The 25,619-nt window shown below is 71.0% G+C and carries 26 protein-coding genes and 1 riboswitch; of the genes, 13 read left to right on the top strand and 13 right to left on the bottom strand.

What is annotated here, in order from left to right; genetic code table 11:
• Positions 1–155: 155 nt before the first annotated feature.
• Positions 156–785 carry a TetR/AcrR family transcriptional regulator gene (locus ACFC8N_RS19190; RefSeq protein WP_376288859.1) on the bottom strand — a complete coding sequence of 210 codons (630 nt, stop codon included), beginning with the start codon at positions 783–785 and terminating at the stop codon, positions 156–158.
• Between the two features lie 203 nt (positions 786–988).
• Between ACFC8N_RS19190 and nagB the strand changes: the two genes are divergently transcribed.
• From nagB to ACFC8N_RS19160, 6 genes are all read left to right on the top strand, one after another.
• Positions 989–1,774, top strand: a complete 786-nt coding sequence (gene nagB / locus ACFC8N_RS19185; RefSeq protein WP_376288858.1) for a glucosamine-6-phosphate deaminase — start codon at positions 989–991, stop codon at positions 1,772–1,774.
• A 166-nt stretch (positions 1,775–1,940) separates the two neighbouring features.
• Positions 1,941–2,705 (top strand): GntR family transcriptional regulator, encoded by a 765-nt coding sequence (locus tag ACFC8N_RS19180; protein WP_356028934.1) that lies wholly within the window; start codon positions 1,941–1,943, stop codon positions 2,703–2,705.
• Positions 2,706–2,859: 154 nt separating this feature from the next.
• Entirely contained in the window at positions 2,860–3,123 is a 264-nt protein-coding gene (locus ACFC8N_RS19175; protein WP_356028936.1) for a DUF3311 domain-containing protein, read from the top strand.
• Complete coding sequence (gene mctP, locus ACFC8N_RS19170; RefSeq protein WP_356028938.1) at positions 3,120–4,736, top strand: monocarboxylate uptake permease MctP; 1,617 nt, start codon at positions 3,120–3,122, stop codon at positions 4,734–4,736. The genes ACFC8N_RS19175 and mctP overlap by 4 nt, the downstream gene beginning before the upstream one ends.
• A 155-nt stretch (positions 4,737–4,891) precedes the next feature.
• A riboswitch (cobalamin riboswitch) is annotated at positions 4,892–5,047 on the top strand.
• Between the two features lie 125 nt (positions 5,048–5,172).
• A complete protein-coding gene (locus ACFC8N_RS19165; protein WP_376288857.1) occupies positions 5,173–7,542 on the top strand; it encodes a ribonucleoside-diphosphate reductase subunit alpha in 2,370 nt (789 codons plus the stop codon).
• Complete coding sequence (locus ACFC8N_RS19160) at positions 7,542–8,561, top strand: ribonucleotide-diphosphate reductase subunit beta (protein ID WP_356028942.1); 1,020 nt, start codon at positions 7,542–7,544, stop codon at positions 8,559–8,561. Before ACFC8N_RS19165 ends, ACFC8N_RS19160 begins: the two co-directional genes overlap by 1 nt.
• On the opposite strand, the gene ACFC8N_RS19155 is transcribed toward ACFC8N_RS19160, so the two are convergent.
• Positions 8,474–8,716, bottom strand: coding sequence for a hypothetical protein (locus ACFC8N_RS19155; RefSeq protein ID WP_356028944.1), 243 nt, complete (start codon positions 8,714–8,716; stop codon positions 8,474–8,476). The genes ACFC8N_RS19160 and ACFC8N_RS19155 overlap by 88 nt on opposite strands.
• Before the next feature lie 105 nt (positions 8,717–8,821).
• Here ACFC8N_RS19155 and ACFC8N_RS19150 point away from each other — a divergent pair, with 105 nt between their 5' ends.
• On the top strand, positions 8,822–9,784 hold the full coding sequence (locus ACFC8N_RS19150) for a helix-turn-helix domain-containing protein (protein WP_356028946.1): 963 nt from the start codon (positions 8,822–8,824) through the stop codon (positions 9,782–9,784).
• Positions 9,785–9,816: 32 nt separating this feature from the next.
• Here ACFC8N_RS19150 and ACFC8N_RS19145 read toward each other — a convergent pair whose 3' ends face one another.
• From ACFC8N_RS19145 to ACFC8N_RS19100, 10 genes are all read right to left on the bottom strand, one after another.
• Positions 9,817–11,187: a cytochrome P450 gene (locus ACFC8N_RS19145; RefSeq protein WP_376288856.1), complete on the bottom strand. Its 1,371-nt coding sequence runs from the start codon at positions 11,185–11,187 to the stop codon at positions 9,817–9,819.
• Positions 11,184–12,236: an epi-isozizaene synthase gene (gene cyc1 / locus ACFC8N_RS19140; RefSeq protein ID WP_376288855.1), complete on the bottom strand. Its 1,053-nt coding sequence runs from the start codon at positions 12,234–12,236 to the stop codon at positions 11,184–11,186. Before cyc1 ends, ACFC8N_RS19145 begins: the two co-directional genes overlap by 4 nt.
• A 337-nt stretch (positions 12,237–12,573) precedes the next feature.
• A complete protein-coding gene (def, locus tag ACFC8N_RS19135; RefSeq protein ID WP_356028952.1) occupies positions 12,574–13,224 on the bottom strand; it encodes a peptide deformylase in 651 nt (216 codons plus the stop codon).
• Between the two features lie 73 nt (positions 13,225–13,297).
• Positions 13,298–14,278, bottom strand: a complete 981-nt coding sequence (locus ACFC8N_RS19130) for a hypothetical protein (protein WP_356028954.1) — start codon at positions 14,276–14,278, stop codon at positions 13,298–13,300.
• 100 nt (positions 14,279–14,378) lie between these two features.
• Complete coding sequence (locus ACFC8N_RS19125) at positions 14,379–15,671, bottom strand: HD domain-containing protein (protein WP_356028956.1); 1,293 nt, start codon at positions 15,669–15,671, stop codon at positions 14,379–14,381.
• Positions 15,668–16,963, bottom strand: coding sequence for an HD-GYP domain-containing protein (locus ACFC8N_RS19120; protein ID WP_376288854.1), 1,296 nt, complete (start codon positions 16,961–16,963; stop codon positions 15,668–15,670). Before ACFC8N_RS19120 ends, ACFC8N_RS19125 begins: the two co-directional genes overlap by 4 nt.
• A 107-nt stretch (positions 16,964–17,070) precedes the next feature.
• On the bottom strand, positions 17,071–17,373 hold the full coding sequence (rsrA, locus tag ACFC8N_RS19115) for a mycothiol system anti-sigma-R factor (RefSeq protein WP_356028960.1): 303 nt from the start codon (positions 17,371–17,373) through the stop codon (positions 17,071–17,073).
• Positions 17,370–18,065 carry an RNA polymerase sigma factor SigR gene (gene sigR / locus ACFC8N_RS19110; RefSeq protein ID WP_356028962.1) on the bottom strand — a complete coding sequence of 232 codons (696 nt, stop codon included), beginning with the start codon at positions 18,063–18,065 and terminating at the stop codon, positions 17,370–17,372. The genes rsrA and sigR overlap by 4 nt, the downstream gene beginning before the upstream one ends.
• Before the next feature lie 257 nt (positions 18,066–18,322).
• On the bottom strand, positions 18,323–18,949 hold the full coding sequence (locus tag ACFC8N_RS19105) for an alpha/beta family hydrolase (protein ID WP_356028964.1): 627 nt from the start codon (positions 18,947–18,949) through the stop codon (positions 18,323–18,325).
• Between the two features lies 1 nt (position 18,950).
• Positions 18,951–19,766, bottom strand: a complete 816-nt coding sequence (locus ACFC8N_RS19100) for an SOS response-associated peptidase (RefSeq protein ID WP_356028965.1) — start codon at positions 19,764–19,766, stop codon at positions 18,951–18,953.
• A 50-nt stretch (positions 19,767–19,816) separates the two neighbouring features.
• On the opposite strand from ACFC8N_RS19100, the gene ACFC8N_RS19095 reads away from it, so the two are divergent.
• From ACFC8N_RS19095 to ACFC8N_RS19080, 4 genes are all read left to right on the top strand, one after another.
• Positions 19,817–20,539, top strand: coding sequence for a M50 family metallopeptidase (locus ACFC8N_RS19095; RefSeq protein WP_356028967.1), 723 nt, complete (start codon positions 19,817–19,819; stop codon positions 20,537–20,539).
• 28 nt (positions 20,540–20,567) lie between these two features.
• The gene (gene aroA, locus ACFC8N_RS19090) at positions 20,568–21,884 is read left to right on the top strand and encodes a 3-phosphoshikimate 1-carboxyvinyltransferase (protein ID WP_356028969.1); all 1,317 of its coding nucleotides are present in this window, start codon (positions 20,568–20,570) and stop codon (positions 21,882–21,884) included.
• Between the two features lie 11 nt (positions 21,885–21,895).
• Positions 21,896–22,906 (top strand): ribosome small subunit-dependent GTPase A, encoded by a 1,011-nt coding sequence (gene rsgA / locus ACFC8N_RS19085; protein ID WP_376288853.1) that lies wholly within the window; start codon positions 21,896–21,898, stop codon positions 22,904–22,906.
• 84 nt (positions 22,907–22,990) lie between these two features.
• Positions 22,991–23,314 carry a multidrug efflux SMR transporter gene (locus ACFC8N_RS19080; protein WP_356028973.1) on the top strand — a complete coding sequence of 108 codons (324 nt, stop codon included), beginning with the start codon at positions 22,991–22,993 and terminating at the stop codon, positions 23,312–23,314.
• A gap of 44 nt (positions 23,315–23,358) precedes the next feature.
• On the opposite strand, the gene ACFC8N_RS19075 is transcribed toward ACFC8N_RS19080, so the two are convergent.
• Positions 23,359–23,973 carry a TetR/AcrR family transcriptional regulator gene (locus ACFC8N_RS19075; RefSeq protein ID WP_356028975.1) on the bottom strand — a complete coding sequence of 205 codons (615 nt, stop codon included), beginning with the start codon at positions 23,971–23,973 and terminating at the stop codon, positions 23,359–23,361.
• Between the two features lie 236 nt (positions 23,974–24,209).
• Here ACFC8N_RS19075 and hisN point away from each other — a divergent pair, with 236 nt between their 5' ends.
• On the top strand, positions 24,210–25,010 hold the full coding sequence (gene hisN, locus ACFC8N_RS19070) for a histidinol-phosphatase (RefSeq protein WP_356028977.1): 801 nt from the start codon (positions 24,210–24,212) through the stop codon (positions 25,008–25,010).
• Positions 25,011–25,150: 140 nt separating this feature from the next.
• Positions 25,151–25,546 (top strand): CBS domain-containing protein, encoded by a 396-nt coding sequence (locus ACFC8N_RS19065; protein WP_356028979.1) that lies wholly within the window; start codon positions 25,151–25,153, stop codon positions 25,544–25,546.
• Positions 25,547–25,619 lie beyond the last annotated feature (73 nt).

The raw sequence follows: 25,619 nt of genomic DNA, 5'->3' as shown, positions 1-25,619 counted from the left end.
TGCGGGGAAGGCGGAGGCTTTTGTGTTCTCTTGGAATTGTGGACTAGACCACAAGGATGTGTCCATGGTCTTGTCGGCACGCACGAGCGATGGCACTCGATACACACACCTGATGGCACTCGATGCCACGCAGCACGCAGCCTAGCCCGCCGGGCTCAGTCTTGGGGCCAGATGGTCATGGCAATTTCCGCGAGTGCTTCCAGTTCCTCCCGGCTCGCCCCGTCGCGCGCCTGCTGGGACATGCCCTGGATCATCGCGCCGGTGTGCCGGGCGAGGGCGGCGGCGTCGGTGCCGGCCGGGAGCACCCCCGCCGCGACGTCCGCCCGGATCCGGGAGGCAAGGGCCGCTATGCCGGCGTTGCGCCGCTCGCGCAGCAGCCGCTCCACCTCGGCGCTGGTGCAGTTGGTCGCGGCGTGCGCGACCAGGCAGCCGAAGGGGTGGGCGGGGTCGGTGTACTCGGCGGCGGCCTCGCGCAGCGTGCGGACGACGGCGCCGCGGGCGGTGGGCTCCTCGGCGAGCGCGCGGTCGCCGAAGGCGCCGTGCGTGTCCGTGTAGACCCGGACGACCTCCTCGAACAGGCTCCGCTTGTCACCGAAGGCCGCGTAGAGACTCGGTGCCCCGATGCCCATGATCCGGGTGAGATCGGAGACCGAGGTGGCCTCGTACCCGTGCTCCCAGAAGGCCATGAGCGCCTTCTCCAGTGCGGTGTCCCGGTCGAAGGAGCGCGGCCGACCGCGCGTCCTGCCGTTGCCCGCCTGCGCTTTCGTGTCCTGACCTGCCACCATGGCAGCCATTTTATAGCGGTCCCTAGAAAATTGTCCCTGCCGTCAGGGTTCGCACGGAGCGCCGCGCTGCCCCACCCGAACGTTCCCCGGAGCTTCCGCCCCGCTTTCCCGCACCGTCGAACGGCGATTCTGTTAGATTGGTCTAAACCACATAGAGGTGCACAGAGCCCACTTCGAGCCCACTTCAGAACGGCAGGCCCAGCGTGGAAGTTGTCATCGTTCCGGACGCCGCGGCGAGCGGCGAGCTGATCGCCGAGGCCATGGCGCAGCTGCTGCGACGCAAGCCCGACGCCCTGCTCGGCGTGGCCACCGGCTCCACCCCGCTGCCCATCTACCAGGCGCTGACCGCGAAGGTGCGCTCCGGCGCCGTGGACACCTCGCGGGCGCGGATCGCCCAGCTCGACGAGTACGTGGGGCTGCCCGCCGAGCACCCCGAGTCCTACCGCTCGGTGCTGCGCCGCGAGGTGCTGGAGCCGCTCGGCATCGGCATGGACGCGTTCCTCGGCCCCGACGGCACCGCCGAGGACGTCCAGGCGGCGTGCGAGGAGTACGACCGCGCGCTCGCCACGGCCGGCGGGGTCGACCTCCAGCTGCTCGGCATCGGCACCGACGGGCACATCGGCTTCAACGAGCCGTGCTCCTCGCTCGCCTCGCGCACCCGGATCAAGACGCTGACCGAGCAGACCCGGGTCGACAACGCCCGCTTCTTCGACGGCGACATCGGCCAGGTCCCCCACCACGTCATGACCCAGGGCATCGGCACCATCCTGGAGGCCCGGCACCTGGTGCTGCTCGCGACCGGCGAGGGCAAGGCGGACGCGGTGGCCGCGACCGTCGAGGGCCCGGTCGCCGCGGTCTGCCCGGCCTCCGCGCTCCAGCTGCACGCGCACGCGACGGTGGTGGTCGACGAGGCGGCCGCGTCCAAGCTGAAGCTCGCCGACTACTTCCGCCACACCTACGCCAACAAGCCGGACTGGCAGGGGATCTAGCGGCCCGGGGCCGGGTGATGGACTAGACCAACCAGGGGTGCGACGGTATACAGAGGAGATCGCGGGGCGTGCGGGTGGACTCCGGACACAAGAAGCCGTGCCACGATGTGAGCCGTGGCCGATGTCAGTCGGTCGCTTTCGGCATCCGGAGCCGGGAAGGCAGGGCATGAGCACCGACGTGAGCAGTGCGGAGAACGAGACCGGCACCACCGTCCGTACGGCACGCGTGCCCAAGTACTACCGCCTGAAGAAGCACCTGCTCGACATGACGCAGACACAGGCGCCGGGCACTCCCGTCCCGCCCGAGCGCACGCTGGCGGCCGAGTTCGACACCTCCCGCACGACCGTCCGCCAGGCCCTCCAGGAGCTGGTCGTCGAGGGCCGGCTGGAGCGGATCCAGGGCAAGGGCACCTTCGTCGCCAAGCCCAAGGTCTCCCAGGCACTCCAGCTCACCTCCTACACCGAGGACATGCGCGCCCAGGGCCTGGAGCCGACCTCGCAGCTGCTGGACGTCGGGTACATCACGGCGGACGACCGGCTCGCCGGGCTGCTGGACATCACGGCCGGCGGGCGCGTGCTGCGCATCGAGCGGCTGCGCATGGCCAACGGCGAGCCGATGGCGATCGAGACCACGCATCTGAGCGCCAAGCGCTTCCCGGCCCTGCGCCGCTCCCTGGCGAAGTACACCTCGCTCTACACCGCGCTCGCCGAGGTCTACGACGTGCACCTCGCCGAGGCCGAGGAGACCATCGAGACCTCCCTGGCCACCCCGCGCGAGGCGGGCCTGCTCGGCACCGACGTGGGCCTGCCGATGCTGATGCTCTCCCGCCACTCCCTGGACCGCGAGGGCAAGCCGGTGGAGTGGGTGCGCTCGGTGTACCGCGGGGACCGCTACAAGTTCGTCGCGCGGCTGAAGCGGCCCGTCGAGTAACCCCCGTCGGGTAACTCCCGCCGGGGGCGGGGCCGGTGGGCGTCGCCGAATCGGTATACCGATATGCGGACGAGGTCTTCCACTGCCGTGACACCGTCACCTAGATTGCCTGCGCATTACACAGGTGATCAGCGAGGGGACGGAGATCCGTGGCATGTCCGAAGCACCAGAAGTGAGACCACCGGTGGTGACACCGGTCCGCGTGATCATCGGCGTGTGCCTCGTCGCACCCTTCGTGGCGATGCTGTGGGTCGGCTCGTACGCCAAGACCGACCCCACGTTCATCGGCATCCCGTTCTTCTACTGGTACCAGATGCTCTGGGTGCTGATCTCCACGGCGCTCACGATGACGGCGTACAAGCTGTGGCAGCGTGACCAGCGCGCCCGTGCCGCCCAGAAGGGAGGTGCGGCGCAGTGAAGAACGGCGTCAACGGCGTCGCGCTCGGCGTCTTCATCTTCTTCTTCCTGGCCGTCACGGTCATGGGCTTCCTCGCCGCACGCTGGCGCAAGGCCGAGAACGAGCACTCGCTGGACGAATGGGGCCTGGGCGGGCGGTCGTTCGGCACCTGGATCACCTGGTTCCTGCTCGGCGGTGACCTGTACACGGCGTACACCTTCGTCGCCGTACCGGCGGCGATCTACGCGGCGGGCGCGTCCGGCTTCTTCGCGGTGCCGTACACGATCCTCGTCTACCCGCTGATCTTCACGTTCCTGCCCCGCCTGTGGTCGGTGTCCCACAAGCACGGCTATGTGACGACCTCGGACTTCGTGCGCGGCCGGTTCGGCTCCAAGGGCCTGTCGCTGGCGGTGGCGCTGACCGGCATCCTCGCGACGATGCCGTACATCGCGCTCCAGCTCGTCGGCATCCAGGCCGTGCTGGACGTGATGGGCGTCGGCGGGGACAGCAGCGGCAACTGGTTCGTCCGGGACCTGCCGTTGCTGATCGCCTTCGGTGTGCTCGCGGCGTACACGTACTCGTCCGGGCTGCGCGCGCCCGCCCTGATCGCGTTCGTCAAGGACGGCCTGATCTACCTCGTCATCGCGGTGGCGATCATCTACATCCCGATCAAGCTGGGCGGCTTCGACGACATCTTCGCCAAGGCCGGTCATGCGTTCAGCCAGGTCAGCCCGGCGACGGGCAAGCCGCGCGGTGCGCTCGCGCCCCCGGAGGCGGGCCAGTGGACGTACGCAACGCTGGCCCTCGGCTCGGCCCTCGCCCTGTTCATGTACCCGCACTCGATCACCGCGACCCTGTCGTCCAAGAGCCGTGAGGTGATCCGCCGCAACACCACGATCCTGCCGCTGTACTCCCTGATGCTCGGCCTGCTCGCCCTGCTGGGCTTCATGGCGATCGCGGCCGGAGTCAAGGTCACCAACGGGCAGTTGGCGATCCCGCAGCTGTTCGAGGACATGTTCCCGAGCTGGTTCGCGGGCGTGGCCTTCGCCGCCATCGGCATCGGCGCACTCGTGCCCGCGGCCATCATGTCGATCGCGGCGGCGAACCTCTTCACCCGCAACATCTACCGGGACTTCATCAAGCCGGACGCCACGCCGAAACAGGAGGCCCAGGTCTCCAAGCTGGTCTCCCTGCTGGTGAAGGTCGGCGCCCTGGTCTTCGTCCTCACCATGGACAAGACGGTCGCCATCAACTTCCAGCTGCTGGGCGGCATCTGGATCCTGCAGACCTTCCCGGCCCTGGTCGGCGGCCTGTTCACCCGCTGGTTCCACCGCTGGGCGCTGCTCGCCGGCTGGGCGGTCGGCATGGTGTACGGCACGGTCGCCGCGTACGGCGTCGCCTCGCCGACCCAGAAGCACTTCGGCGGCTCGGCGAAGGAGATCCCCGGCATCGGCGAGATCGGCTACATCGGCATGACGGCGTTCGTCCTGAACGTCGCCGTCACCGTGGTCATGACGCTGGTTCTGCGTGCGCTGAAGGCCCCCGAGGGCGTGGACGAGACCCGCCCGGAGGACTACACGGCGGACGCGGGCGACCCGGGCGTCGAGACGGAGCTGGCGGGCGCCGCTCACTGAGGCACACCCGTACGCCCTGAAGCACCGCGTACACCGGACACACCCCGCAGCGGGCCGCCGACATCGAGCATGACGGCGGCCCGTTCCGCATGTCCCCCGTCATACACAAGTTGACGCTCCGAAGCCAGCGCGACACACAACAGACACAACATGTGGGGGTGTCACGACAGCCCGGCACTAGATGTATGCTCATCCTCGCTGTCGTCGCAGGGGAATCCGGTGCGAATCCGGAACTGTCCCGCAACGGTGTACTTGTGCGTATCCGCGCACAGGAGTCAGTCCGAGGACCTGCCGGCAGCACGCGCCCGGCCGTCCGGCCCGGGTGCCTTCCGACGTCCGGGCCTCGTGGAATGGGCCGGTGGACGCGACGCGTGCGCGCTCGTGGCTGCCCCCTGCCCTCCGCAAGGCCCCCGTGCCGAGCGAGGGAGAGCCCCACGTGACCATCGCGCCCGCAGATCCGGCTTCAACAGGCGGCCTGGACACCGACGGTCCCGGTGCAGCGCTGCTGCGTACCCTGACCGAGCTGACCGCCGACCTCCCCGACGCCGACCCCGGCCGGGTCGCCGCCGCCGCGTTGCGCGGCCGGTCCGCCCGGGCCGACGAGACGGAGTTGCGCGAACTGGCCACGGAGGCCGCCGCCGGGCTCATCTCCGAGGACCCCGCCTACTCGCGGCTGGCCGCCCGGCTGCTGACCCTCGCCATCCGCGCCGAGGCCGCCTCACAGGGGGTGACGTCCTTCACCGAGTCCGTGGCCGTCGGCCACCGCGAGGGCCTCATCGCCGACCGCACCGCCGCGTTCGCGCGGCTGCACGCGGCCCGCCTCGACGCCCTGGTCGACGTGCACGCCGACGACCGCTTCGGCTACTTCGGCCTGCGCACCCTGCACAGCCGCTACCTGCTGCGCCACCCGATCACCCGCCGGGTCATCGAGACCCCCCAGCACTTCATGCTCCGGGTCGCGAGCGGCCTGGCCGAGGACGACAGCGTGCGCGCGCTGGACGAAGTCGCCGCGCTCTACGGGCTCATGAGCCGTCTCGACTACCTGCCCTCCTCCCCCACGCTCTTCAACTCCGGCACGCGCCATCCCCAGATGTCGTCCTGCTACCTCCTCGACTCGCCGCTGGACGAGCTGGACTCCATCTACGACCGCTACCACCAGGTGGCCCGGCTCTCGAAGCACGCCGGCGGCATCGGGCTGTCGTACTCCCGCATCCGCAGCCGCGGTTCGCTGATCCGCGGCACCAACGGGCACTCCAACGGCATCGTGCCGTTCCTGAAGACGCTGGACGCCTCGGTGGCCGCCGTGAACCAGGGCGGCCGGCGCAAGGGCGCGGCCGCGGTCTACCTGGAGACCTGGCACTCCGACATCGAGGAGTTCCTGGAGCTGCGGGACAACACCGGTGAGGACGCCCGGCGCACGCACAACCTGAACCTCGCGCACTGGATCCCGGACGAGTTCATGCGCCGGGTCAACGCGGACGCGTCCTGGTCGCTGTTCTCCCCCGCCGACGTGCCGGAGCTGGTGGACCTGTGGGGCGAGGAGTTCGACGCCGCGTACCGCAAGGCCGAGCAGGCGGGCCTCGCGAAGAAGACCATCCCGGCCCGTGAGCTGTACGGCCGCATGATGCGCACCCTCGCGCAGACCGGCAACGGCTGGATGACCTTCAAGGACGCCGCCAACCGCACCGCCAACCAGACGGCCCTGCCGGGCCACGTGGTCCACTCCTCCAACCTCTGCACGGAGATCCTGGAGGTCACGGACGACGGCGAGACGGCGGTCTGCAACCTCGGTTCGGTGAACCTGGGTGCCTTCGTCGACACGGCGAGCGGTGACATCGACTGGGAGCGGCTGGACGAGACCGTCCGCACGGCCGTGACCTTCCTCGACCGGGTCGTGGACATCAACTTCTACCCGACCGAGCAGGCGGGCCGCTCCAACGCCAAGTGGCGTCCGGTCGGTCTCGGCGCGATGGGCCTCCAGGACGTCTTCTTCAAGCTGCGCCTGCCCTTCGACTCCGCCGAGGCCAGGGCCCTCTCGACGCGGATCGCCGAGCGGATCATGCTCGCCGCGTACGAGGCCTCCGCCGACCTCGCCGAGCGCAGCGGCCCGCTGCCGGCCTGGGAGAAGACCCGTACGGCCCAGGGCGTGCTGCACCCGGACCACTACGACACCGAGCCGGCCTGGCCGGAGCGCTGGGAGGCGCTGCGCAGGCGGATCGCCACCGTCGGCATGCGCAACTCGCTGCTCCTCGCGATCGCCCCGACGGCCACCATCGCCTCCATCGCCGGTGTGTACGAGTGCATCGAGCCGCAGGTGTCGAACCTGTTCAAGCGCGAGACGCTGTCGGGTGAGTTCCTCCAGGTCAACTCCTACCTGGTGCAGGACCTGAAGAACCTGGGCGTGTGGGACGCGCGCACCCGTGAGGCGCTGCGGGACTCGAACGGCTCGGTGCAGGGCTTCGCGTGGATCCCCGAGGAGGTGCGCGCGCTGTACCGCACCGCGTGGGAGATCCCGCAGCGCGGTCTGATCGACATGGCGGCGGCCCGCACCCCGTTCCTGGACCAGGCGCAGTCCCTGAACCTGTTCCTGGAGACGCCGACCATCGGCAAGCTCTCCTCGATGTACGCGTACGCCTGGAAGTCGGGCCTGAAGACGACGTACTACCTGCGCTCCCGCCCGGCGACCCGGATCGCCCGCGCGGCCCAGGCGCAGCCCCAGAAGACCATCCCCGCCCAGCAGGTCGCCGACCCCGACGCCGTGGCCTGCTCCCTGGAAAACCCCGAGTCCTGCGAGGCCTGCCAGTAATGACCACTCCCGCTCACGAGAAGAACCTGCTCGACCCGGGCTTCGAGCTGACTCTGCGTCCGATGCGCTACCCCGACTTCTACGAGCGCTACCGGGACGCGATCAAGAACACCTGGACCGTGGAGGAGGTCGACCTCCACTCGGACGTCGCCGACCTCGCGAAGCTGACGCCCGAGGAGCAGCACCTCATCGGCCGGCTGGTGGCCTTCTTCGCGACGGGCGACTCGATCGTCGCGAACAACCTGGTGCTGACGCTGTACAAGCACATCAACTCCCCCGAGGCGCGGCTCTACCTGAGCCGTCAGCTCTTCGAGGAGGCCGTGCACGTCCAGTTCTATCTGACGCTGCTGGACACCTACCTGCCCGACCCGGACGACCGGGCGGCGGCCTTCGCGGCCGTCGAGAACATCCCCTCCATCCGCGAGAAGGCGCAGTTCTGCTTCACGTGGATCAACGAGGTGGAGAAGCTGGAGCGGCTGGAGTCGAAGGCCGACCGCCGGCGCTTCCTGCTGAACCTGATCTGCTTCGCCGCGTGCATCGAGGGGCTGTTCTTCTACGGCGCCTTCGCGTACGTCTACTGGTTCCGCAGCCGGGGTCTGCTGCACGGCCTCGCCACGGGCACCAACTGGGTGTTCCGCGACGAGACCATGCACATGTCCTTCGCCTTCGACGTGGTCGACACCGTCCGCAAGGAGGAGCCGGACCTCTTCGACGACCAGCTCCAGCAGCAGGTCACCGACATGCTGAGGGAGGCGGTCGAGGCCGAGCTGCAGTTCGCCCGCGACCTGTGCGGTGACGGCCTGCCGGGCATGAACACCGAGTCGATGCGCCAGTACCTGGAGTGCGTCGCCGACCAGCGCCTCACGCGCCTCGGCTTCGCCCCGGTGTACGGCTCGGAGAACCCCTTCTCCTTCATGGAGCTCCAGGGCGTTCAGGAGCTGACGAACTTCTTCGAGCGCCGCCCGTCGGCGTACCAGGTCGCGGTGGAGGGCACCGTCGACCTGGACGAGGACTTCTGAGCCTCCCGCCGCGTGCGACCCTCCTGGGCCTGCCCGAGCTGTCGGTCGATGCGCCACTCGCGCACCGCGCCGATCGCGGAGGGCAGGACCAGGAGGAGCAGGATGCCGAGGGTGGCGACCATTCCGATCAGGCCTTGAATCTGGTTTCCGGTCATGCACACCACTGTCGTCCCGGACGCTCCTGTCCGGCAGTGGCAGGACTGCCGTAGACCTTCGAATTACTGCCACCATTTTCCGCACCGGCAAGGCACACTGACAGCATGCTGAAGAACGTGGCCGCCGTGCTGCTGGACGGGGTGCACCCCTTCGAGCTGGGCGTCGTGTGCGAGGTGTTCGGCATCGACCGCAGCGACGAGGGACTGCCCGTCTACGACTTCGCGGTCGTCTCCGCCGAGGGGCCGACGCTCGACACCCATTGCGGGTTCACCGTGTCCACGCCGTACGGGCTGGAGCGGCTGGAGGAGGCCGACCTCGTCGCCGTACCGGCCGGGACCGCCTATGCCGAGCGGGAGTATCCCGCGGAGCTGCTGGCGGCGCTGCGCCGGGCCGTCGGGCGCGGCGCCCGGGTGCTGAGCGTGTGTTCCGGGGTGTTCCTGCTGGCCGCGGCGGGGCTGCTGGACGACCGGCGGTGCGCGGTGCACTGGCATCACGCCGAGCAGCTCGCCCGGCGCTATCCGCGGATCGCCGTCGAGCAGGACGTGCTGTACGTGGACGAGGATCCGGTGATCACCTCCGCCGGTACGGCCGCGGGGATCGACGCCTGTCTGCACATCGTGCGCAAGGAGCAGGGCCCCGAGGTCGCCAACAAGATCGCCCGGCGGATGGTCGTACCCCCGCACCGGGACGGCGGGCAGGCCCAGTACATCGAGCGGCCGCTGCCGAGGGGCGCGTGCGACACCGTCGGCGAGGTGCTGGTGTGGATGGAGGAGCACCTCGATGTGGAGGTGACCGTGGAGCAGCTCGCGGCCCGCGCGCACATGTCGCCGCGCACCTTCGCCCGCCGCTTCCAGCAGGAGACCGGGACCACGCCGTACCGCTGGATCCTGCGCCAACGGGTGCTGCGCGCCCAGGAGTTGCTGGAGGGCACCGACGAGACCGTGGACGCGATCGCCTGGCGCACCGGGTTCGGCACGGCGGCGGCGCTGCGCCACCAGTTCGTGCGGGCGCTCGGCACCACGCCGAACGCGTACCGGCGCACGTTCCGCGGCCCTCACGCCGCGTGAGCGCGCGCCGGTATCAGGACGTACCCGTCACCTCACCACTCCACGGGTTTCAGCAGCAGGTCGTGCGGGCGCAGCGTGATGCCCACGCGGGTGGTGTCGTTCGACCCCGTGACCTGCTCGAAGCGGTACTTCGCCGAGATCGCCGCCGTGATCAGGGTCAGCTGGGTCATGGAGAAGTGGTCGCTCGGGCACTTGCGGTTGCCCGTGCTGAACGGGCTCATGGCGTGCTTCGGGACCTCCTTGGCCCGCTCCGGCAGCCACCGGTCGGGGTCGAAGTCGAGGTGGCGGTCGTAGGAGCGGGCGTCGCGCTGGATCGCGTAGGGGCTGTAGACGATGTCCGCCCCGGCCGGAATGCGATAGCCGCCGAGTGACGTTTCGGTCACCGCCCGCCGCGTCAATATCCAAACGGCCGGCCTGAGCCGCATCGCCTCGACGACGACATTGTTGGTGTGGGTGAGTGAGCGGACGTGCTCGAATGCGACGGGTCGGCCGCCGGTCACGGTTTCGACCTCGGTCCGTACCTTCTCGGCGTGTTCCGGGTGTTCCGCGAGGACTTGGAGCAGCCACATGATCGTGGACGCGACTGTTTCGCTGCCCGGGGTGAGTATCGCGACGACCTGGTCGTGGATCTCCTGTTCCCCGATGGGGTCGCCATTGTCGTCCTTCGCTTCCAGCAATGCCGTCAGCAAATCGTCCGGCCTTTGACCACTTGCCCTCCGCTCGGCGACGATCTCGTCCACGAGGAGATGCAAATCGGCCAAGGCCCGGTTGAATTCGCGGTTGGCCGGAAACGGCAGCCGGTAGAGCGGTCCGAGCGGGACGACCATCCTGCGGTACATGCCGCGGAAGACGGTGGCCAGGTCGATGCTGAGCCGCTCGGCGCGCTCGTCCATGTAGTCGCCGCGCAGCAGGCAGCGGGCGGCGATGCGGACGGCGACGCGGAAGGACTCGGAGGTGCACTCGACGGTCCGGCCGGGCTGCCAGCGCTCGGTCAGCGCGTGCGCCTCCTCCTCCATGATCGGCCCGTAGTTCGGGATGGCGTCCAGCCGGAAGGCGGGCTGGATGGTGCGCCGCTGGCGCCGGTGCGTGGGGCCGTTGGCGGTGGCCACGCCCTCCTTGCCGAGCAGCCCTTCGAGGGACTCCCACAGCGGACCGTCGATCTTGAAGTCGGGGCTGAGCGCGAGGGCGCCGGTGAGCGCCGGCGTGGTGACGGCGTACACCGTCTTGGGACCGAGCTTGAGGCGCACGACGTCACCGTGCTCGCGCAGGCCCGCCATGAAGGCGAGCGGGTCGCGGACCAGCTTCAGGCCGTGCCCGAGACCCGGTACGGCGCCGCCCGCCAGGGGCGCCTCGCGCGGTTCGGTCGTCTCGGAGGCCACCGGCCTCACCGACTCGACGGTCATTTCTCACCTGCCGTTTCGTTCGTCACGTACGGGGGCGTGGACCGGTCGTCCCAGCTGTCGACCATGTACCGGCCGGACTCGTGGTGGAACCAGTAGACGGAGCTGAACCAGTTCCGCATATTGCCGACACAGGCCCGCACCGCGCTGCTCAGTTCCTTGCCGCCGGCACTTAATCCGGGGGCAGTGCCGTCGGCAATTGCGTCGGCGAAGCGCAGCGCCTCCTGTTCGGCCTCCAGGAATTCCTTGATGCATTCCTCGACGCGCCGCCTGACTTCGTCCACGGCTTCTTCGAGAGTCAGTCCCTCATGGGTGATGAGACTGATTCCGAGATTGTGGACCTCATCTCCCGCTATTTCTTTCGGCAGCGAGCACAGGTCGTTGTACCAGGCGGCGAATTCCTGGGTCAGCAGCGCGGCCCGGCGATAGGCCGGGTTTTTCCGTACGCTGTCCGGGAGTTCGCATCCGGCGCTGGGTTCGAGCAGGTCCGTCCATATCCAGTGGGCGAAGGTGTGCCGGCGCAGGGCGAGGTATTCCTCGACGCCGGGTATGTATCCCTCGGTGCGGTTGCGGAATTCACGGTCGTAGGCCTCGATCACCGCGTGGAAGTGCCGGGCGAACCGCTGGTTCCAGGTGCGCGGCAGGAAGCCGTACAGCCGCCGGACGCTGTCCGCGAACCCCGAGACCAGCGGGTCCGGGTGGTGCAGATGATGCCTGGGGGCGTCGAGGGCCGTGTGCAGGCGGTTCCTCAGCCGCCGCCAGTCGCCCGCCCGGCCGTGCACGATGTCGCGGTCATGCCGGTCGTCCCAGACGAAGAACCACGCGCTGTAGTCGGCGATGGCTTGCAGGACCTGGTCGGAGGCGTTCACGTAGAAGCCCGCCATCAGGTCGGTGTAGCACAGTCCATCGGCATATTCCTGCACCTTGCCCGCGGGCATGAGCCGCTTTTCGAGCAGCCACAGGCGGGTCTTCTCCTGAAGCCGCGGCCAATACGGATGCAGTTGCCGGGGAAAGGCGGACTCGATCACCGGAAGTGCCAGTGAGGGTGGCACGACGACCGCCGTAGGTGTCGCTGTGGTGCTGTGTGGGAAAGCTTGCACGAACAAACCCCTCTCAGCCGCCAGGAGCGCACGCCCCTCCCGTCATGCCGGGCGTGCGCCGTTGCGTATCCCCGCAGTTCCCATTCAGCACCACAACTGACCGCCATGGGAACGGATTTGCTCCACTCACTACCCCAAGGTGCCGAGAATCCCCCCATCTATGACTGATTAGGGATCACCAGAGAGCCGGAAGCGATCGGTTGTGCGACGCACGGATGAGCGAAGTCGGTCATGCGAAGGGCGCCCGGCCGGGAGTGATCCCGACCGGGCGCCCGAGGACCCGCGCCTGCTAGTCGTTGGCGACGACCGGGTAGCGTGGCTCGTTCTCGGCCATCTGCCGCATGACGTCCTTGCGCTCCCGCTTGGACAGCCGGTCGATGTAGAGGTAGCCGTAGAGGTGGTCGGTCTCGTGCTGCAAACAGCGTGCGAAGTAGCCGGTGCCACGGACCTTGATCGCGTTGCCCGCGACGTCCTGGCCGGTCACCTCGGCGTAGTCCGGACGCGCGAGCGGCGCGTACGCACCCGGCACGGACAGGCAGCCCTCGTTGTTGTCGTCCAGCAGGCGCTTCTCGGCGGGCAGCTCGACCAGCTTGGGGTTGCAGACCACGCCGACGTGCCGGTTGCCCTCGTCGTCCTGGCAGTCGTAGACGAAGACCTTCAGGTCGACACCGATCTGGTTGGCGGCCAGGCCCACACCCTCGGCGGTGCGCTGGCTGGCGAACATGTCGGCGGCCAGCTGCGCCAGCTCCGCGCCGAACTCGGTGACGTCCCGGCACTCCTTGTGCAGCACCGGGTTGCCGACGACCGTGATCGGCCGCGAGGTGCCGCGCTCACGCCAGGCCTTCTCGCGCTCCTCGCAGTTCTCCGTGTCGACGACGTACCCCTCGTCGCCGACGGGGAGCACGCCCGCGTGCTGCTGATCGGTGTCCTGCTGCGCCATGACCGACGTATGCCTTCCTGCAAAACCTTCAAAAGAGTCGAGTACAGCCTAAAGGCGACAGCTCACCGGCCGCTCAGCAAACCTCTTCCAGGTCCCGCCAGTCCCGCGAGTCCGGACTGTCGGCGACCCACCCGTCCAGCAGCCCCCGGACCAGCGAAGCCGGCGCGGCCACCCCGCACTCCCGCTCCGGCACCCACAGCTGCCCGTCCGTGCGGTGCCCCAGCGGGCCGGGATGACCGGGCTCGCTGTGGTCGTGCGGATCCAGGTGCTCCCCTTCGCCCTCGTCCGACGGCATCCGCGACTCCGAGCACATCCGGCACAGCAGCCGCACCGAGGAGGACCAGTCCTCCGCCGCGAACCCCGCGTCGGCGGCCAGCTGCTCCAGCGCGTCCCGGTCCGCCTCCGTGGCCGCCTCCAGCAGGACCACCCAGGTCGGCACGGGTGAGGGCGCCCACAGCTCGATCTCGTCGAAGACCGGGTAGGAGTGGCCGGCGGACGTCGTGCGCTCGCCGTGCGGGACGCCGTCGTGCAGCACGACCTCGCCCCAGCGCCGCCCGGACGAGGGGAGCGGGATGGAGAGGACCTCGACGCGGGCCGGATCCAGCCGGCGGCCCCACACGACCTCGGCCTCGCCCTCCGGCGAGAGCCGTACGGCCGCGCTGCCCAGCTCCATGCCGACCGGCTCGCCGGCCGCGGTGGCTCCGCCGGGCACCTTCAGCCCGTACGCCTGCCAGGCGCGGCGGGCCAGCGGCCAGTCCTGGAGGGCGGTCGCGGCGATGCCGACGTTCCACCAGTCCGGCGCTCCGGTCTCCCGGTCGAGCAGGGCGACGGCGCGCAGTCCGGCCGCGCGGGCCTGCTCCCAGTCGTGCCGGAACTTGTGCAGCAGGGCGAGGTTGAACCAGGACTCCGACAGCCAGGGTTCCAGGTCGGCGGCCCGTGTCAGCAGTTCGCCCGCGTCCTCGTAGCGGCCGTCGCCGATGAGCGTGAACGCGCGGTCGGTGGCCTGCCGCCAGGAGGCGGAGGGCCGGTGCCGTCCCTTGCCGAAGATCCTCACGATTCCCGCCTGCCAGTTCCAGTTCCGCACAGTGGGCTGGCTTGTGCCCCCGGACACCCTCTCCCTCGCATCCAACCACGTGCGATGGGGAAGGCGCTCATTACCCATGGGTTACCCAGCCGCGCACGGGGTCAGACAGTGCCGTACGTCTCCCGTCGTCCCGCGCCGGAGCGGTCTCCCGCCAGCCGCGCGGCCGGGCCAGCACCCGGGCGAGGGACTCGACGACCTCGGGGGCGTAGTCCCCCGCGGCCGCGAGCCGCAGCTCCTCCAGCGCCCGCAGGGGGCCCTCGGGGCCGGCGTCCCGGGACTTCTCCTCGTAGGCGTTCACGGCCCGGACGATGCGCGCCGCGAGGGGCTGTTCCCGGCAGGGGTCGGCCTGCCGCTCGACCACGACGGCGACCGCCGCGTCCACCCCGGTCTGCCGGACGACGGCCCCGCCGAGCAGCGCGATGCGCCGCTGCTCCTCGGGCGGCAGTGCGGCGGTGGCGCCGGCCGGGACCGGGTCGACGAGGCTGAGCTGGCCGATGTCGTGCATCAGGGCCGCGTACTCCAGAACGGTCAGTTCGCCCTCGGCCATCCCGAGGTCGCGGCCGACGGCGAGGCCGAGCGCGGCGACCCGGCGGGCGTGGCCCGCGGGGGTGCAGCCGGCGATCTCGGTGGCGCGGGCGAGGGAGGCGATGGTCTGCCGGTAGGTGGCCCGCACGGCCGCGTAGCGGCGGACGGAGAGCTGGGTGAGCAGCAGGGGCAGACAGAACACGGGCAGCGCCCAGAGTCCGACCACGGCGACCGCGAGCGCCATCACGGCGCCGGTGGCGCCCACGGCGGAGCCGATGCCGAGCAGCCCGCGCAGTTGCTCGCGCAGCAGCGGGCCGAACGGCCAGCGGGTGCGGGCGTGGCCGAGGGCGGCGGCGAGCACGGCGTCGCACAGGCCGGTCAGACAGAGCAGGGCGATCAGCAGCAGGGCGTAGACGGGACCGGCCCAGGAGGCGAACAGGCCCTGGTCGTACAGGGGTTGGAAGCAGACGGCGGCGAAGCCGACGGTCAGGACGCGGCGGGCGAGATGGTCGAGGGTGGGGGTGCGGCCGGACCAGATGTGGGGGACGGCGCCGAGCACGGCCGCGACCAGGACGACGGTGACGACCTGGGCGGCGCGATGTGCGGTGGGCCGGCCGGCGTCGGCGCCGAGCAGGGCGTACGCCAGGGAGCCGGCGGCGGCGAGCGGCGCGGCCTGGCGGGCCTGCGAGTCGTTCCACCGGTTCAGCTCGCCGACGGCTATGAGCACCCCGAAGGCGAGCGCGATCCCCCGGTCCGTGAGGCCGGTGCCCAGCGTGACGGCGAGGGACGCGGCCGCGGTGAGGGCGGCCGCGCCGTGGATCAGCCGCAGGGCGGTCACCGGAGCGTCCCCCCGCCGGCCACCGCCCGCACCGGCGTGTGCGCCTCGTCGGCGGTGACCGCGGGATGCCAGCCGTGCCGGCGCAGGGCGCGGACCAGCGCGCCGACCATCCGGGGGTCGAACTGGGCACCCGCGCAGCGCTCCAGCTCGACGAGGGCCGTCTCGACGGGCCGGGCCCGGCTGTAGGAGCGGGTGGAGGTCATCGCGTCGAAGGCGTCGGCGACGGCGACGACCCGGGCGGCCTCCGGGATCCGGTCGCCGGCCAGGCCGTACGGATAGCCGCTGCCGTCGAGGCGTTCGTGGTGGTGCAGGATCGCGGCGCGGGCCTCGCCGAGGAAGGAGATCCCGCGGACCATCTCGTGGCCGTACTCGGGGTGCAGTTCGATGACGCGGCGTTCCTCGGGGGTCAGCGGGCCCTCCTTGCGCAGCAGACGGGTGGGGACGCCGAGCTTGCCGACGTCGTGCAGGATGCCGGCGAAGCGCAGCACCTCGATGCGCTCGTCGTCCATGCCGATTTCGCGGGCGATCAGCACGGAGGCCTGGCCGACGCGTTCGCTGTGGCCGCGGGTGTAGCCGTCCTTGATGTCGACGGCCTGCACGAGGGCGCGGATGGTGGCCTGGTGGGCGGCGCGTTCGCGGTGGTACTGGGCGAAGACCCACCAGGAGACGTACATCGGCAGCAGCACGAGCAGTGCGGCGACCGGGCCGTACGGGCTGCGCCACAGCACGGCCATCATCAGTCCGGCGAGCCCCTGCACGGCGACCGGCGCAAGCGAGCGCGACAGCAGCCCGCGCCAGGCCCGGCGCAGCGGCACCCGCTCGGCGACGACCAGGATGCCGCCGTCGAGGACGGTGAGGATCACGCAGAAGGCGAGGACGGCGGCGCCGGCGGGCAGCAGCGCGTACGGGAAGTCGGAGGTGACGACGGCGTCCCGGCCGCCCAGCGTCCAGTGCACCGCGGCGGCACCCCACACGGCGAGCGCGGGCTGCGCGGCCCGCCACACCCGCCGCGGCAGGGCCGGCCGCTGCTCGACCGGGCAGAGCAGGGCGGCGGGCAGCGGCACGAGCGCGGCGGCCGGCGGCGGCAGCAGGAACGCGGCGGCGAGCAGGACGGGGTGGAAGGTGCCGCCGAGGCGGCGCCGTACGACGTACTCGCAGCCGGCGTAGAGCGCGGAGAGCAGGGCGAGCGCCCACCAGGGCGTGCGTACCGTCGGCAGGGGCAGCAGGCAGAGCAGTACCAGCACGGCGACGGCGGCCACATAGCCGCGTGCTCTCGCTGGAACCGCCTCCATCGCACCCCTCCCCGACCACGCCTGCCCCAGGCCGGAGCCTAGGGCGGGAACGAGGGACAGGGGGCTTATGACCTGAGGATTAGCACGTTCGGGTGATGACCCGGAGGTCAGCTCTCCGGGGCGGCGGCGGTGACGTCGTGCTCCGGCACGGTGTGGCCGGAGCGGATCAGGTCGATCCGCCCCATGACCTTGGCACGCAGGTCGGCGGGCACGTCGTCATGCCCGCAGCACCGCTTGACCAGCTTCTTCACGGCCTGCTCCAGGCCGTACTTCTCCAGGCACGGAGAGCATTCCTCGAAGTGGTGCTGGAACTTGTCGCGGTCGACGTCCGGCATCTCGCTGTCGAGGAACTCGTACAGGTGGTCGAGGACCTCACTGCAGTCCGTCTCGTGCGGATCTCCGCAGCTCATGAGCCCGAACCTTTCGCTTCGTTCGACTCTCCGGCGCCCGCCGGGACCAGCCCGCGCTCGCGCGCGTAGTCCTCCAGCATGCCGCGCAGCTGACGGCGGCCCCGGTGCAGCCGGGACATCACCGTACCGATGGGTGTCCCCATGATGTCCGCGATCTCCTTGTACGCAAAGCCCTCGACGTCCGCGAGATAGACGGCGATGCGGAACTCCTCGGGGATCGCCTGCAGCGCTTCCTTCACGTCCGAGTCGGGCAGGTGGTCGAGCGCCTGCGACTCGGCGGAGCGCAGACCCGTCGACATGTGCGACTCGGCGCGGGCGAGCTGCCAGTCCTCGATCTCCTCCGCCGCCGAACGCTGCGGCTCGCGCTGCTTCTTGCGGTAGGAGTTGATGAACGTGTTGGTGAGGATCCGGTACAGCCACGCCTTGAGGTTGGTGCCCTCGCGGAACTGGTGGAAGGACGCGTACGCCTTCGCGTACGTCTCCTGCACCAGGTCCTCGGCGTCGGCCGGGTTGCGCGTCATGCGCAGCGCGGCCGAGTACATCTGGTCGAGGAATTCGAGCGCGTCCCGCTCGAAGCGCGCGCTGCGCTGCGTGCTGGACTCGGAGGTCTTCTCCGCGCTCACGCCCCGGCCCTCGGGCTGCTCCGCCTGGCCGTTGTCGGTCCCTGCGTCGGTACCGGTGACCGGACCCACCTCCTCAAGATCCCGGGCGGGACCGAGACCGGTCCCACTCGTTTCGGAGGATAGAACACGACCCGTGCCTGCCGCCGCTCGAATAGGACCGCTCTTCGCCGCGTGCAGCACCGTCCAGTCCAGGTCAGTGCTGCTGCTGCGGTTCGGGCAGATGGTCGAACCCATGCGGCGGACTTCCTCTCCGTACGACGTCGGTGCCGAGGCCTCAGCACTTCTGTCCGCCACAACAGTGGCCGGTCGCGAGTCATTCCCTGCCGTCACCCGAGTGACGCGGCCCACTCCACGACACCGCCGGTGATGATCTCCAGGGCCCGCTCCTGCGTGATGTCGGCGCGTGCCGGGACCGCGAACCCGTGATCGCCGTAGGCCACCTCGATCAGCTCGTACGGCCCCTCCGGGAACTCCGCCGGCCGGCCGAAGGGGTCGTTGCCGCCCTGGACGACGAGCGTGGGCACCCCGGTGCCGAGCAGTTCCTGCGCGCGGGACTTCTCGGGCTTGCCCGGCGGGTGCAGCGGGAAGCTCAGCGCGAGCACGGCGTGCGCGCCCAGCTCGCCCGCCGTGCGGCAGGCGACCCGCGCCCCGGCACTGCGCCCGCCGGAGATCACCGGCAGTTCCATCCCGGCGAGTGCGGGCCAGATGCCGCGCCACCCGGCGTCCAGCGTCCTCGGCGCGGGCGCGACCTTCCTGCCCGCGACCCGCCAGGGCTGCTCCACGAGGGCCACGGTCACCCCGTGCGCGGGCAGGGCCCGGGCGAGCGCCTGGAGGTCCCGGGCCTCGATGCCCCCGCCGGCGCCGTGGCTCGCGGCGAGGACGAGCCGGGGTTTCTTCGCCTTGTGCCAGGTGATGCGTGCGGTCCCGGCGTCGGTCTCGACAATCTCGATCACGCTAGAAGAGTGTGCCCTCTTCCGGCGCCTCAAGCTCCTTCAGCAGCTCCGGCCCGTTGTTGCGGACGTTGCTGACGGCCGTGGAGACCGGGTAGGCGCGCATCAGGCCGGGCGGCGGCGGGGCGAGCAGCTCGCGCAGGGCGTCGGGGTCGGTGCGGGCCGGGTCGAGCCAGGCGTCCCAGCGGTCCGGGGTGAGCATCAGCGGCATCCGGGGGTGGATCTCGGCGAGCGTGCCCGGGCCGTCCGCCGGTGCCACGGCCAGCGGGGTCCGCTCGGCCTCCGTGGTGATCACCGAGCAGGTCGCCCACCAGGCCTGCGGGTGGTCGTCGGGCAGCGTGCGGTCGCGCCAGAACTCGTACAGCCCGGCCATCGCGAACACCGAGCCGTCGGCGGGCAGCACGAAGTACGGCTGTTTGCGCGGCCGCTTCTTCTTCCCCTCGACCTCCAGGTCGCGCTCGTCCTTCCCGGTGACCCACTCGTAGTAGCCGTCGGCGGGCAGGATGCAGCGCCGGGCGGCGAAGGCGCGGCGGTAGGAGGGCTTCTCGTGCACGGTCTCCGCGCGCGCGTTGATCATCCGGGCGCCGCCCTCGGGCGTCCTGGCCCAGGAGGGCACCAGTCCCCACTTCAGCCGGCGCAGCTGGCGAACCGGACGCGGGGAGTCCGCGTCTTTCAGAGGACGGTCGAGGACGGCGTAGACCTCCTTGGTCGGAGCCACGTTGTAGTCCGGCTCCAGGGTCTCCTCCGGCTGCCACTTCTCGATCTCGAAGACTCCTGCGAGATCCTCGGGCCTACGACTCGATGCATACCGTCCGCACATACATGTCACACTGCCAGACTCCGTACCAGGACAGGGAGCCACTCGGACACATGGACAGCCTCGCCGTCACCTCGCTGGCCGGTCTCTGGGACCGGCTCTCCGGGACCCAGTCCGACCCCGGCGTGTGGGTGGTGATCGCCACGCTCGCCGCCGCGCTCGCCGTCGTCGTCCCGCACCCGGTGTGGCGCATATCGCGCAACGCGGTCACCATCGCGCACGAGGGCGGCCACGGCCTGGTCGCCCTGCTCACCGGGCGGCAGCTCACGGGCATCCGGCTGCACTCCGACACCAGCGGCCTCACGGTCAGCCGGGGCAAGCCGTACGGGCCGGGCATGATCCTGACGGCCGCGGCGGGGTACACGGCCCCGTCCCTGCTGGGCCTGGGCGGCGCCGCGCTGCTGGCCTCCGGCCGCATCACGCTGCTCCTCTGGCTGGCGACGGCCCTGCTGCTCGTGATGCTGGTGATGATCCGCAACGCCTACGGCGTGCTGACCGTGGTCCTGGCCGGCGGTGCCTTCGTGCTGGTGTCCTGGCTGGCGGACGCCCAGGTGCAGGCCGCCTTCGCGTACGCGGTGGTGTGGTTCCTGCTGCTCGGCGGGGTCCGCCCGCCCTTCGAACTCCAGGCGAAGCGCTTCCGGGGCGGCGCCGGCGACTCGGACGCGGACCAGCTGTCCCGGCTGACGCACGTCCCGGCGGGGCTGTGGCTGTTCCTGTTCCACGCGGTGTCGCTGTGCTCGCTGCTCGGCGGCGGGAGCTGGCTGCTGGAGGGTTGACCGCCGCCCCTCCTTATAAAGTGGGCCCATGGCCCCGAACACCGCCCTTCCCGCACTCTGGCCCGCCCCGCACGCGAGCGGAGCCGTCGACGCGACGGTCCACGTGCCGGGGTCCAAGTCGGTCACCAACCGCGCCCTCGTCCTCGCCGCCCTCGCCTCCGAGCCCGGCTGGCTGCGCCGCCCGCTGCGCTCCCGCGACACCCTGCTGATGGCCGGCGCCCTGCGGGCCATGGGCGTGGAGATCGAGGAAGGCGTCGGCCCCGACGGCACCGGCGAGGCCTGGCGGGTGGTGCCGAGCGGCCTGCGCGGCCCGGCGACCGTCGACGTCGGCAACGCCGGCACGGTGATGCGTTTCCTGCCGCCGGTCGCCGCGCTGGCCGACGGCCCGATCCGGTTCGACGGCGACCCCCGCTCGTACGAGCGCCCGCTGAACGGCGTGATCGACGCGCTGCGCGTGCTCGGCGCCCGGATCGACGACGACGGCCGGGGCGCGCTGCCGCTGACCGTGCACGGCGGCGGGGCGCTGGACGGCGGCCCGGTGTCGATCGACGCGTCGTCCTCCTCCCAGTTCGTGTCGGCCCTGCTGCTCTCCGGCCCGCGCTTCAACCAGGGCGTCGAGGTCCGCCACACGGGGAGCACGCTCCCGTCCATGCCGCACATCCGGATGACCGTCGACATGCTGCGCGCGGTCGGCGCCCAGGTGGACACCCCGGAGTCCGGCGGCGAGCCGAACGTGTGGCGGGTGACGCCGGGCGCGCTGCTCGGCCGGGACCTGACGGTCGAGCCGGACCTGTCCAACGCCCAGCCGTTCCTCGCGGCCGCGCTGGTGACCGGCGGCACGGTGACGATCCCCGACTGGCCGGAGCGGACCACGCAGCCCGGCGACCGGCTGCGGGAGATCTTCACCGAGATGGGCGGTTCCTGTGAACTCACCGACTACGGGCTGGTGTTCACCGGTTCGGGTGCCATCCACGGTATCGACGTGGACCTCGGCGACGTCGGCGAGCTGACCCCCGGCATCGCGGCGGTGGCCGCCCTCGCCGACTCCCCCTCCACCCTGCGGGGCGTGGCCCATCTGCGGCTGCACGAGACGGACCGGCTGGCCGCGCTCACCAAGGAGATCAACGAACTCGGCGGTGACGTCACGGAGACGGCCGACGGTCTGCACATCCGCCCGCGCCCGCTGCACGGCGGCACCTTCCACACCTACGAGGACCACCGCATGGCGACCGCCGGCGCGATCCTCGGCCTCGCGGTCGAGGGCGTGCGGATCGAGAACGTGGCGACGACGGCCAAGACCCTGCCGGACTTCCCCGAGCTGTGGACCGGGATGCTCGGGCAGTAGGGACAGACGCCATGCGCCGCTACGGCAAGCACACCGACGAGGACGACATCCGCACCCGTCCCAACCGCAAGGGCAACCGGCCGCGGACCAACATCCGGCCCAAGCACGAGGACGCGGCCGAGGGCATGGTCCTCACCGTCGACCGGGGGCGGCTGACCTGTCTGGTCGAGGGCCGTCCGGTCATGGCGATGAAGGCCCGCGAACTGGGCCGCAAGGCCGCCGTGGTGGGCGACCGGGTCGCGCTGGTCGGTGACCTGTCCGGCAGGAAGGACACGCTCGCCCGGATCGTCCGCATCGAGGAGCGCGCCTCGGTGCTGCGCCGCACGGCCGACGACGACGATCCCTACGAGCGGGTGGTCGTCGCCAACGCCCACCAGCTGGCGATCGTCACGGCACTCGCCGACCCGGAGCCCCGCCCCCGGCTGATCGACCGCTGCCTGGTGGCCGCGTTCGACGCCGGTCTGGAGCCCCTGCTGGTGATGACGAAGTCGGACCTGGCCCCGCCGGACAAGCTGCTGGAGCTCTACGGCGACCTCGACATCCCGTACGTCGTCACGAGCCGCGAGGAGCTGGAGAACGGGGACGCGGCGGACCGGGTGCGCACGCATCTGGACGGCCGGATCACCGCGTTCGTCGGCCACTCCGGCGTCGGCAAGACGACCCTCGTCAACGCGCTCGTCCCCCAGGAGCGGCGGCGTACGACGGGACACGTCAACGCCGTGACGGGCCGGGGCCGGCACACCACGACCTCGGCGCTGGCGCTGCCGCTCAGCGATGACGAGGGGTGGGTCATCGACACCCCGGGCGTGCGCTCCTTCGGCCTCGCGCACATCGACCCCACCCGCGTCATCAACGCCTTCCCGGACCTCGAACCCGGTACGGAGGGCTGCCCGCGCGCGTGCAGCCACGACGAGCCGGACTGCGCGCTGGACGCCTGGGTCGAGGAGGGTCACGCGGATCCGGCACGGCTGTACTCGCTGCGCCGGCTGCTGGCCACCCGGGAGCGCCGGGAAGGCGACTGACCACCACGTTGTTTGGCCGGATGAGAGGCCGGTAAGTGCATACTCGCACCGAACCGGTGAGCCGGATCAACGGGAGGACAGCGCATGGCGTGGCTGCTGGTGGTCGTGGCCGGGATGCTGGAGACCGGTTTCGCGGTGTGCCTGAAGCTCTCGCACGGATTCACCCGCCTGTGGCCGACGATCGCGTTCGCCTGCTTCGCGCTGGGCAGCTTCGGTCTGCTGACCCTGTCCCTGAAGAAGCTCGACGTCGGCCCCGCGTACGCGGTGTGGACGGGGATCGGCGCGGCGGGCACGGCGATCTACGGCATGGTCTTCCTCGGCGACCTGGTGTCCACGCTGAAGATCGTGTCGATCAGCTTCGTCATCATCGGGGTCATCGGGCTCCAGCTGTCGGGCTCGGCGCACTAGACCCCGTCGTCGAACTCCCTTGATCCGTACGGCAGTCCGGCCGCTCACACCCGCTGGACCGCCTCCTGCGGAACCACCGCGCGGACCAGTTCCGCGACGCCGCCCTCACCCGGCGGGGCCGCGACGCAGGACAGGGCGAGGCGGACGACCAGTTCGCAGGGGTGGGCCAGTTCGGCGGTGTCGAGGGGGCCGGCGGCGGGTCCGGCCAGGGCGGTGGCCGCGCGGTCGCGCACGATCCGGACGAGGTCGTGGGGCGTCGGCAGCGGCCCGTCCGCGCGGCGCTGTGCGGGCACCGTGGAGGAGGACGGCACGGCGGCGAGCGGCGGGGCGGGCAGCCGCTCGCTCCAGCAGCCGGTGAGCATGGCGCGTACCAGCGCGTTCTCCCGCGCGGCGGAGCTGGTCCACTCGGCGACGGCGGTGAGCCGCTCGCGGGGTTCGGCGGAGCCGGCGAGCGCCCGCTCGACACCGGCGAGGTACCGGTCGGCCGCCCGCCGCACCAGGGCCCGGGCGAGGCCGTCCTTGCTGCCGAACTCGTTGTACAGGGTCTGCCGGGACACCCCGGCCGTCGCGGCCACGTCGACCATCCGCACCGCGGACCACGGCCGGCGCGCGAGCGCCGTGAAAGCGGCGTCCAGCAAGGACTCCCGGGCAGCAGGCATCGTCGCCTCCCTGGGCCAGACCAGTTCTGCGCCCAGAGTTGACGCGGCCGCAGGCACTGTCAAGGGGTCGCGGGCGCGGACCGTGCGCCGGGCCGCGCGGCCATGGCCCCTGGCGCCGGCCGGGTGCGAGCGAGCACGCCGTCCGGATGGAAACGACCGTGTCGACCGGGTGGGAACGGCCGGACCCGCCGCGCCCCGCTGGCCCCACCCCGACCCCGGCAGATACGGTTCCCCCCATGCCGGACTACCTCGATGACCTGCGCCTCGCCCACGTTCTCGCGGACGCCGCAGACGCCATCACCATGGACCGTTTCAAGGCTCTCGATCTGAAGGTGGAGACGAAGCCGGACATGACGCCGGTGAGCGAGGCGGACAAGGCGGCGGAGGAGCTCATCCGCGGCCAGCTGCAACGCGCCCGCCCGCGGGACGCGGTCCTCGGCGAGGAGTACGGGATCGAGGGCAGCGGGCCCCGCCGCTGGGTGATCGACCCGATCGACGGCACCAAGAACTACGTCCGCGGCGTCCCCGTCTGGGCCACCCTCATCTCCCTGATGGAGGCGGGCGAGGGCGGCTACCAGCCCGTCGTCGGCGTCGTCTCCGCCCCCGCCCTCAGCCGCCGCTGGTGGGCCGCGAAGGACCACGGCGCCTTCACCGGCCGCAACCTCACCGCGGCCTCCCGCATCCACGTCTCCGGCGTCGGCAAGCTCGCGGACGCCTCCTTCGCGTACTCCTCCCTGTCCGGCTGGGAGGAGCAGCGCCGCCTCGGCGGCTTCCTGGACCTCACCCGCCAGGTGTGGCGCACGCGCGCGTACGGCGATTTCTGGCCCTACATGATGGTCGCCGAGGGCGCCGTCGACATGTGTGCCGAGCCCGAGCTGTCCCTGTGGGACATGGCCGCCACCGCGATCGTCGTCACCGAGGCCGGCGGCATGTTCACGGGCCTCGACGGCCGCCCGGGGCCGCACAGCGGCGACGCGGCCGCGTCCAACGGCCTGCTCCACGACGAGCTGCTGCGGTACCTCAACCCGCGCGGCTGACAGCGAGGGAGAGCGCGCACGCCCTCAACTGACGTCGCGCACCCCCTTGTTGACCGTCCCTTTACCTGTCACTCTGGCTCCACCCTCATTTGTGAACTTGTGAATCTCTTCTCGTGAGATTCCTAGGAGGTGGACCATCCATGCTCGTCCGCGATGCCATGAGCACGGTGATCCTCACCGTCGGCCCCGCCCACACCCTTCGCCAGGCGGCCACCCTGATGTCCGCCCGCCGCACCGGCGCCGCCGTGGTCCTCGACCCGGACTCCGGCGGCATCGGCGTCCTGACCGAACGTGACATCCTCAACTCCGTCGGCCTCGGCCAGAACCCGGACACGGAACGCGCCCACGCCCACACCACCACCGACGTCGTCTTCGCCGCCCCCACCTGGTCACTCCAGGAAGCCGCCCACGCCATGACCCGCGGCGGCTTCCGGCACCTGATCGTCCTCGACCGGGGCGAGGTGGCCGGGATCGTCTCCGTCCGCGACATCATCCGCTGCTGGCTCCCGGCCCGCGCGCCCGCACCGGCACTCTGAGCACGCGCGACGGGGGGCACGCGAAACGGGCCGGACCCCGAGCACCGTGGGGTCCGGCCCGCCTGGGGGCTTG

It is taken from the genome of Streptomyces sp. NPDC055966 (assembly GCF_042269865.1).
Taxonomy (GTDB): domain Bacteria; phylum Actinomycetota; class Actinomycetes; order Streptomycetales; family Streptomycetaceae; genus Streptomyces.
The sequence above is the reverse complement of the archived record's forward strand: the minus strand, read 5'-3'. Positions and strand labels throughout refer to the sequence as shown.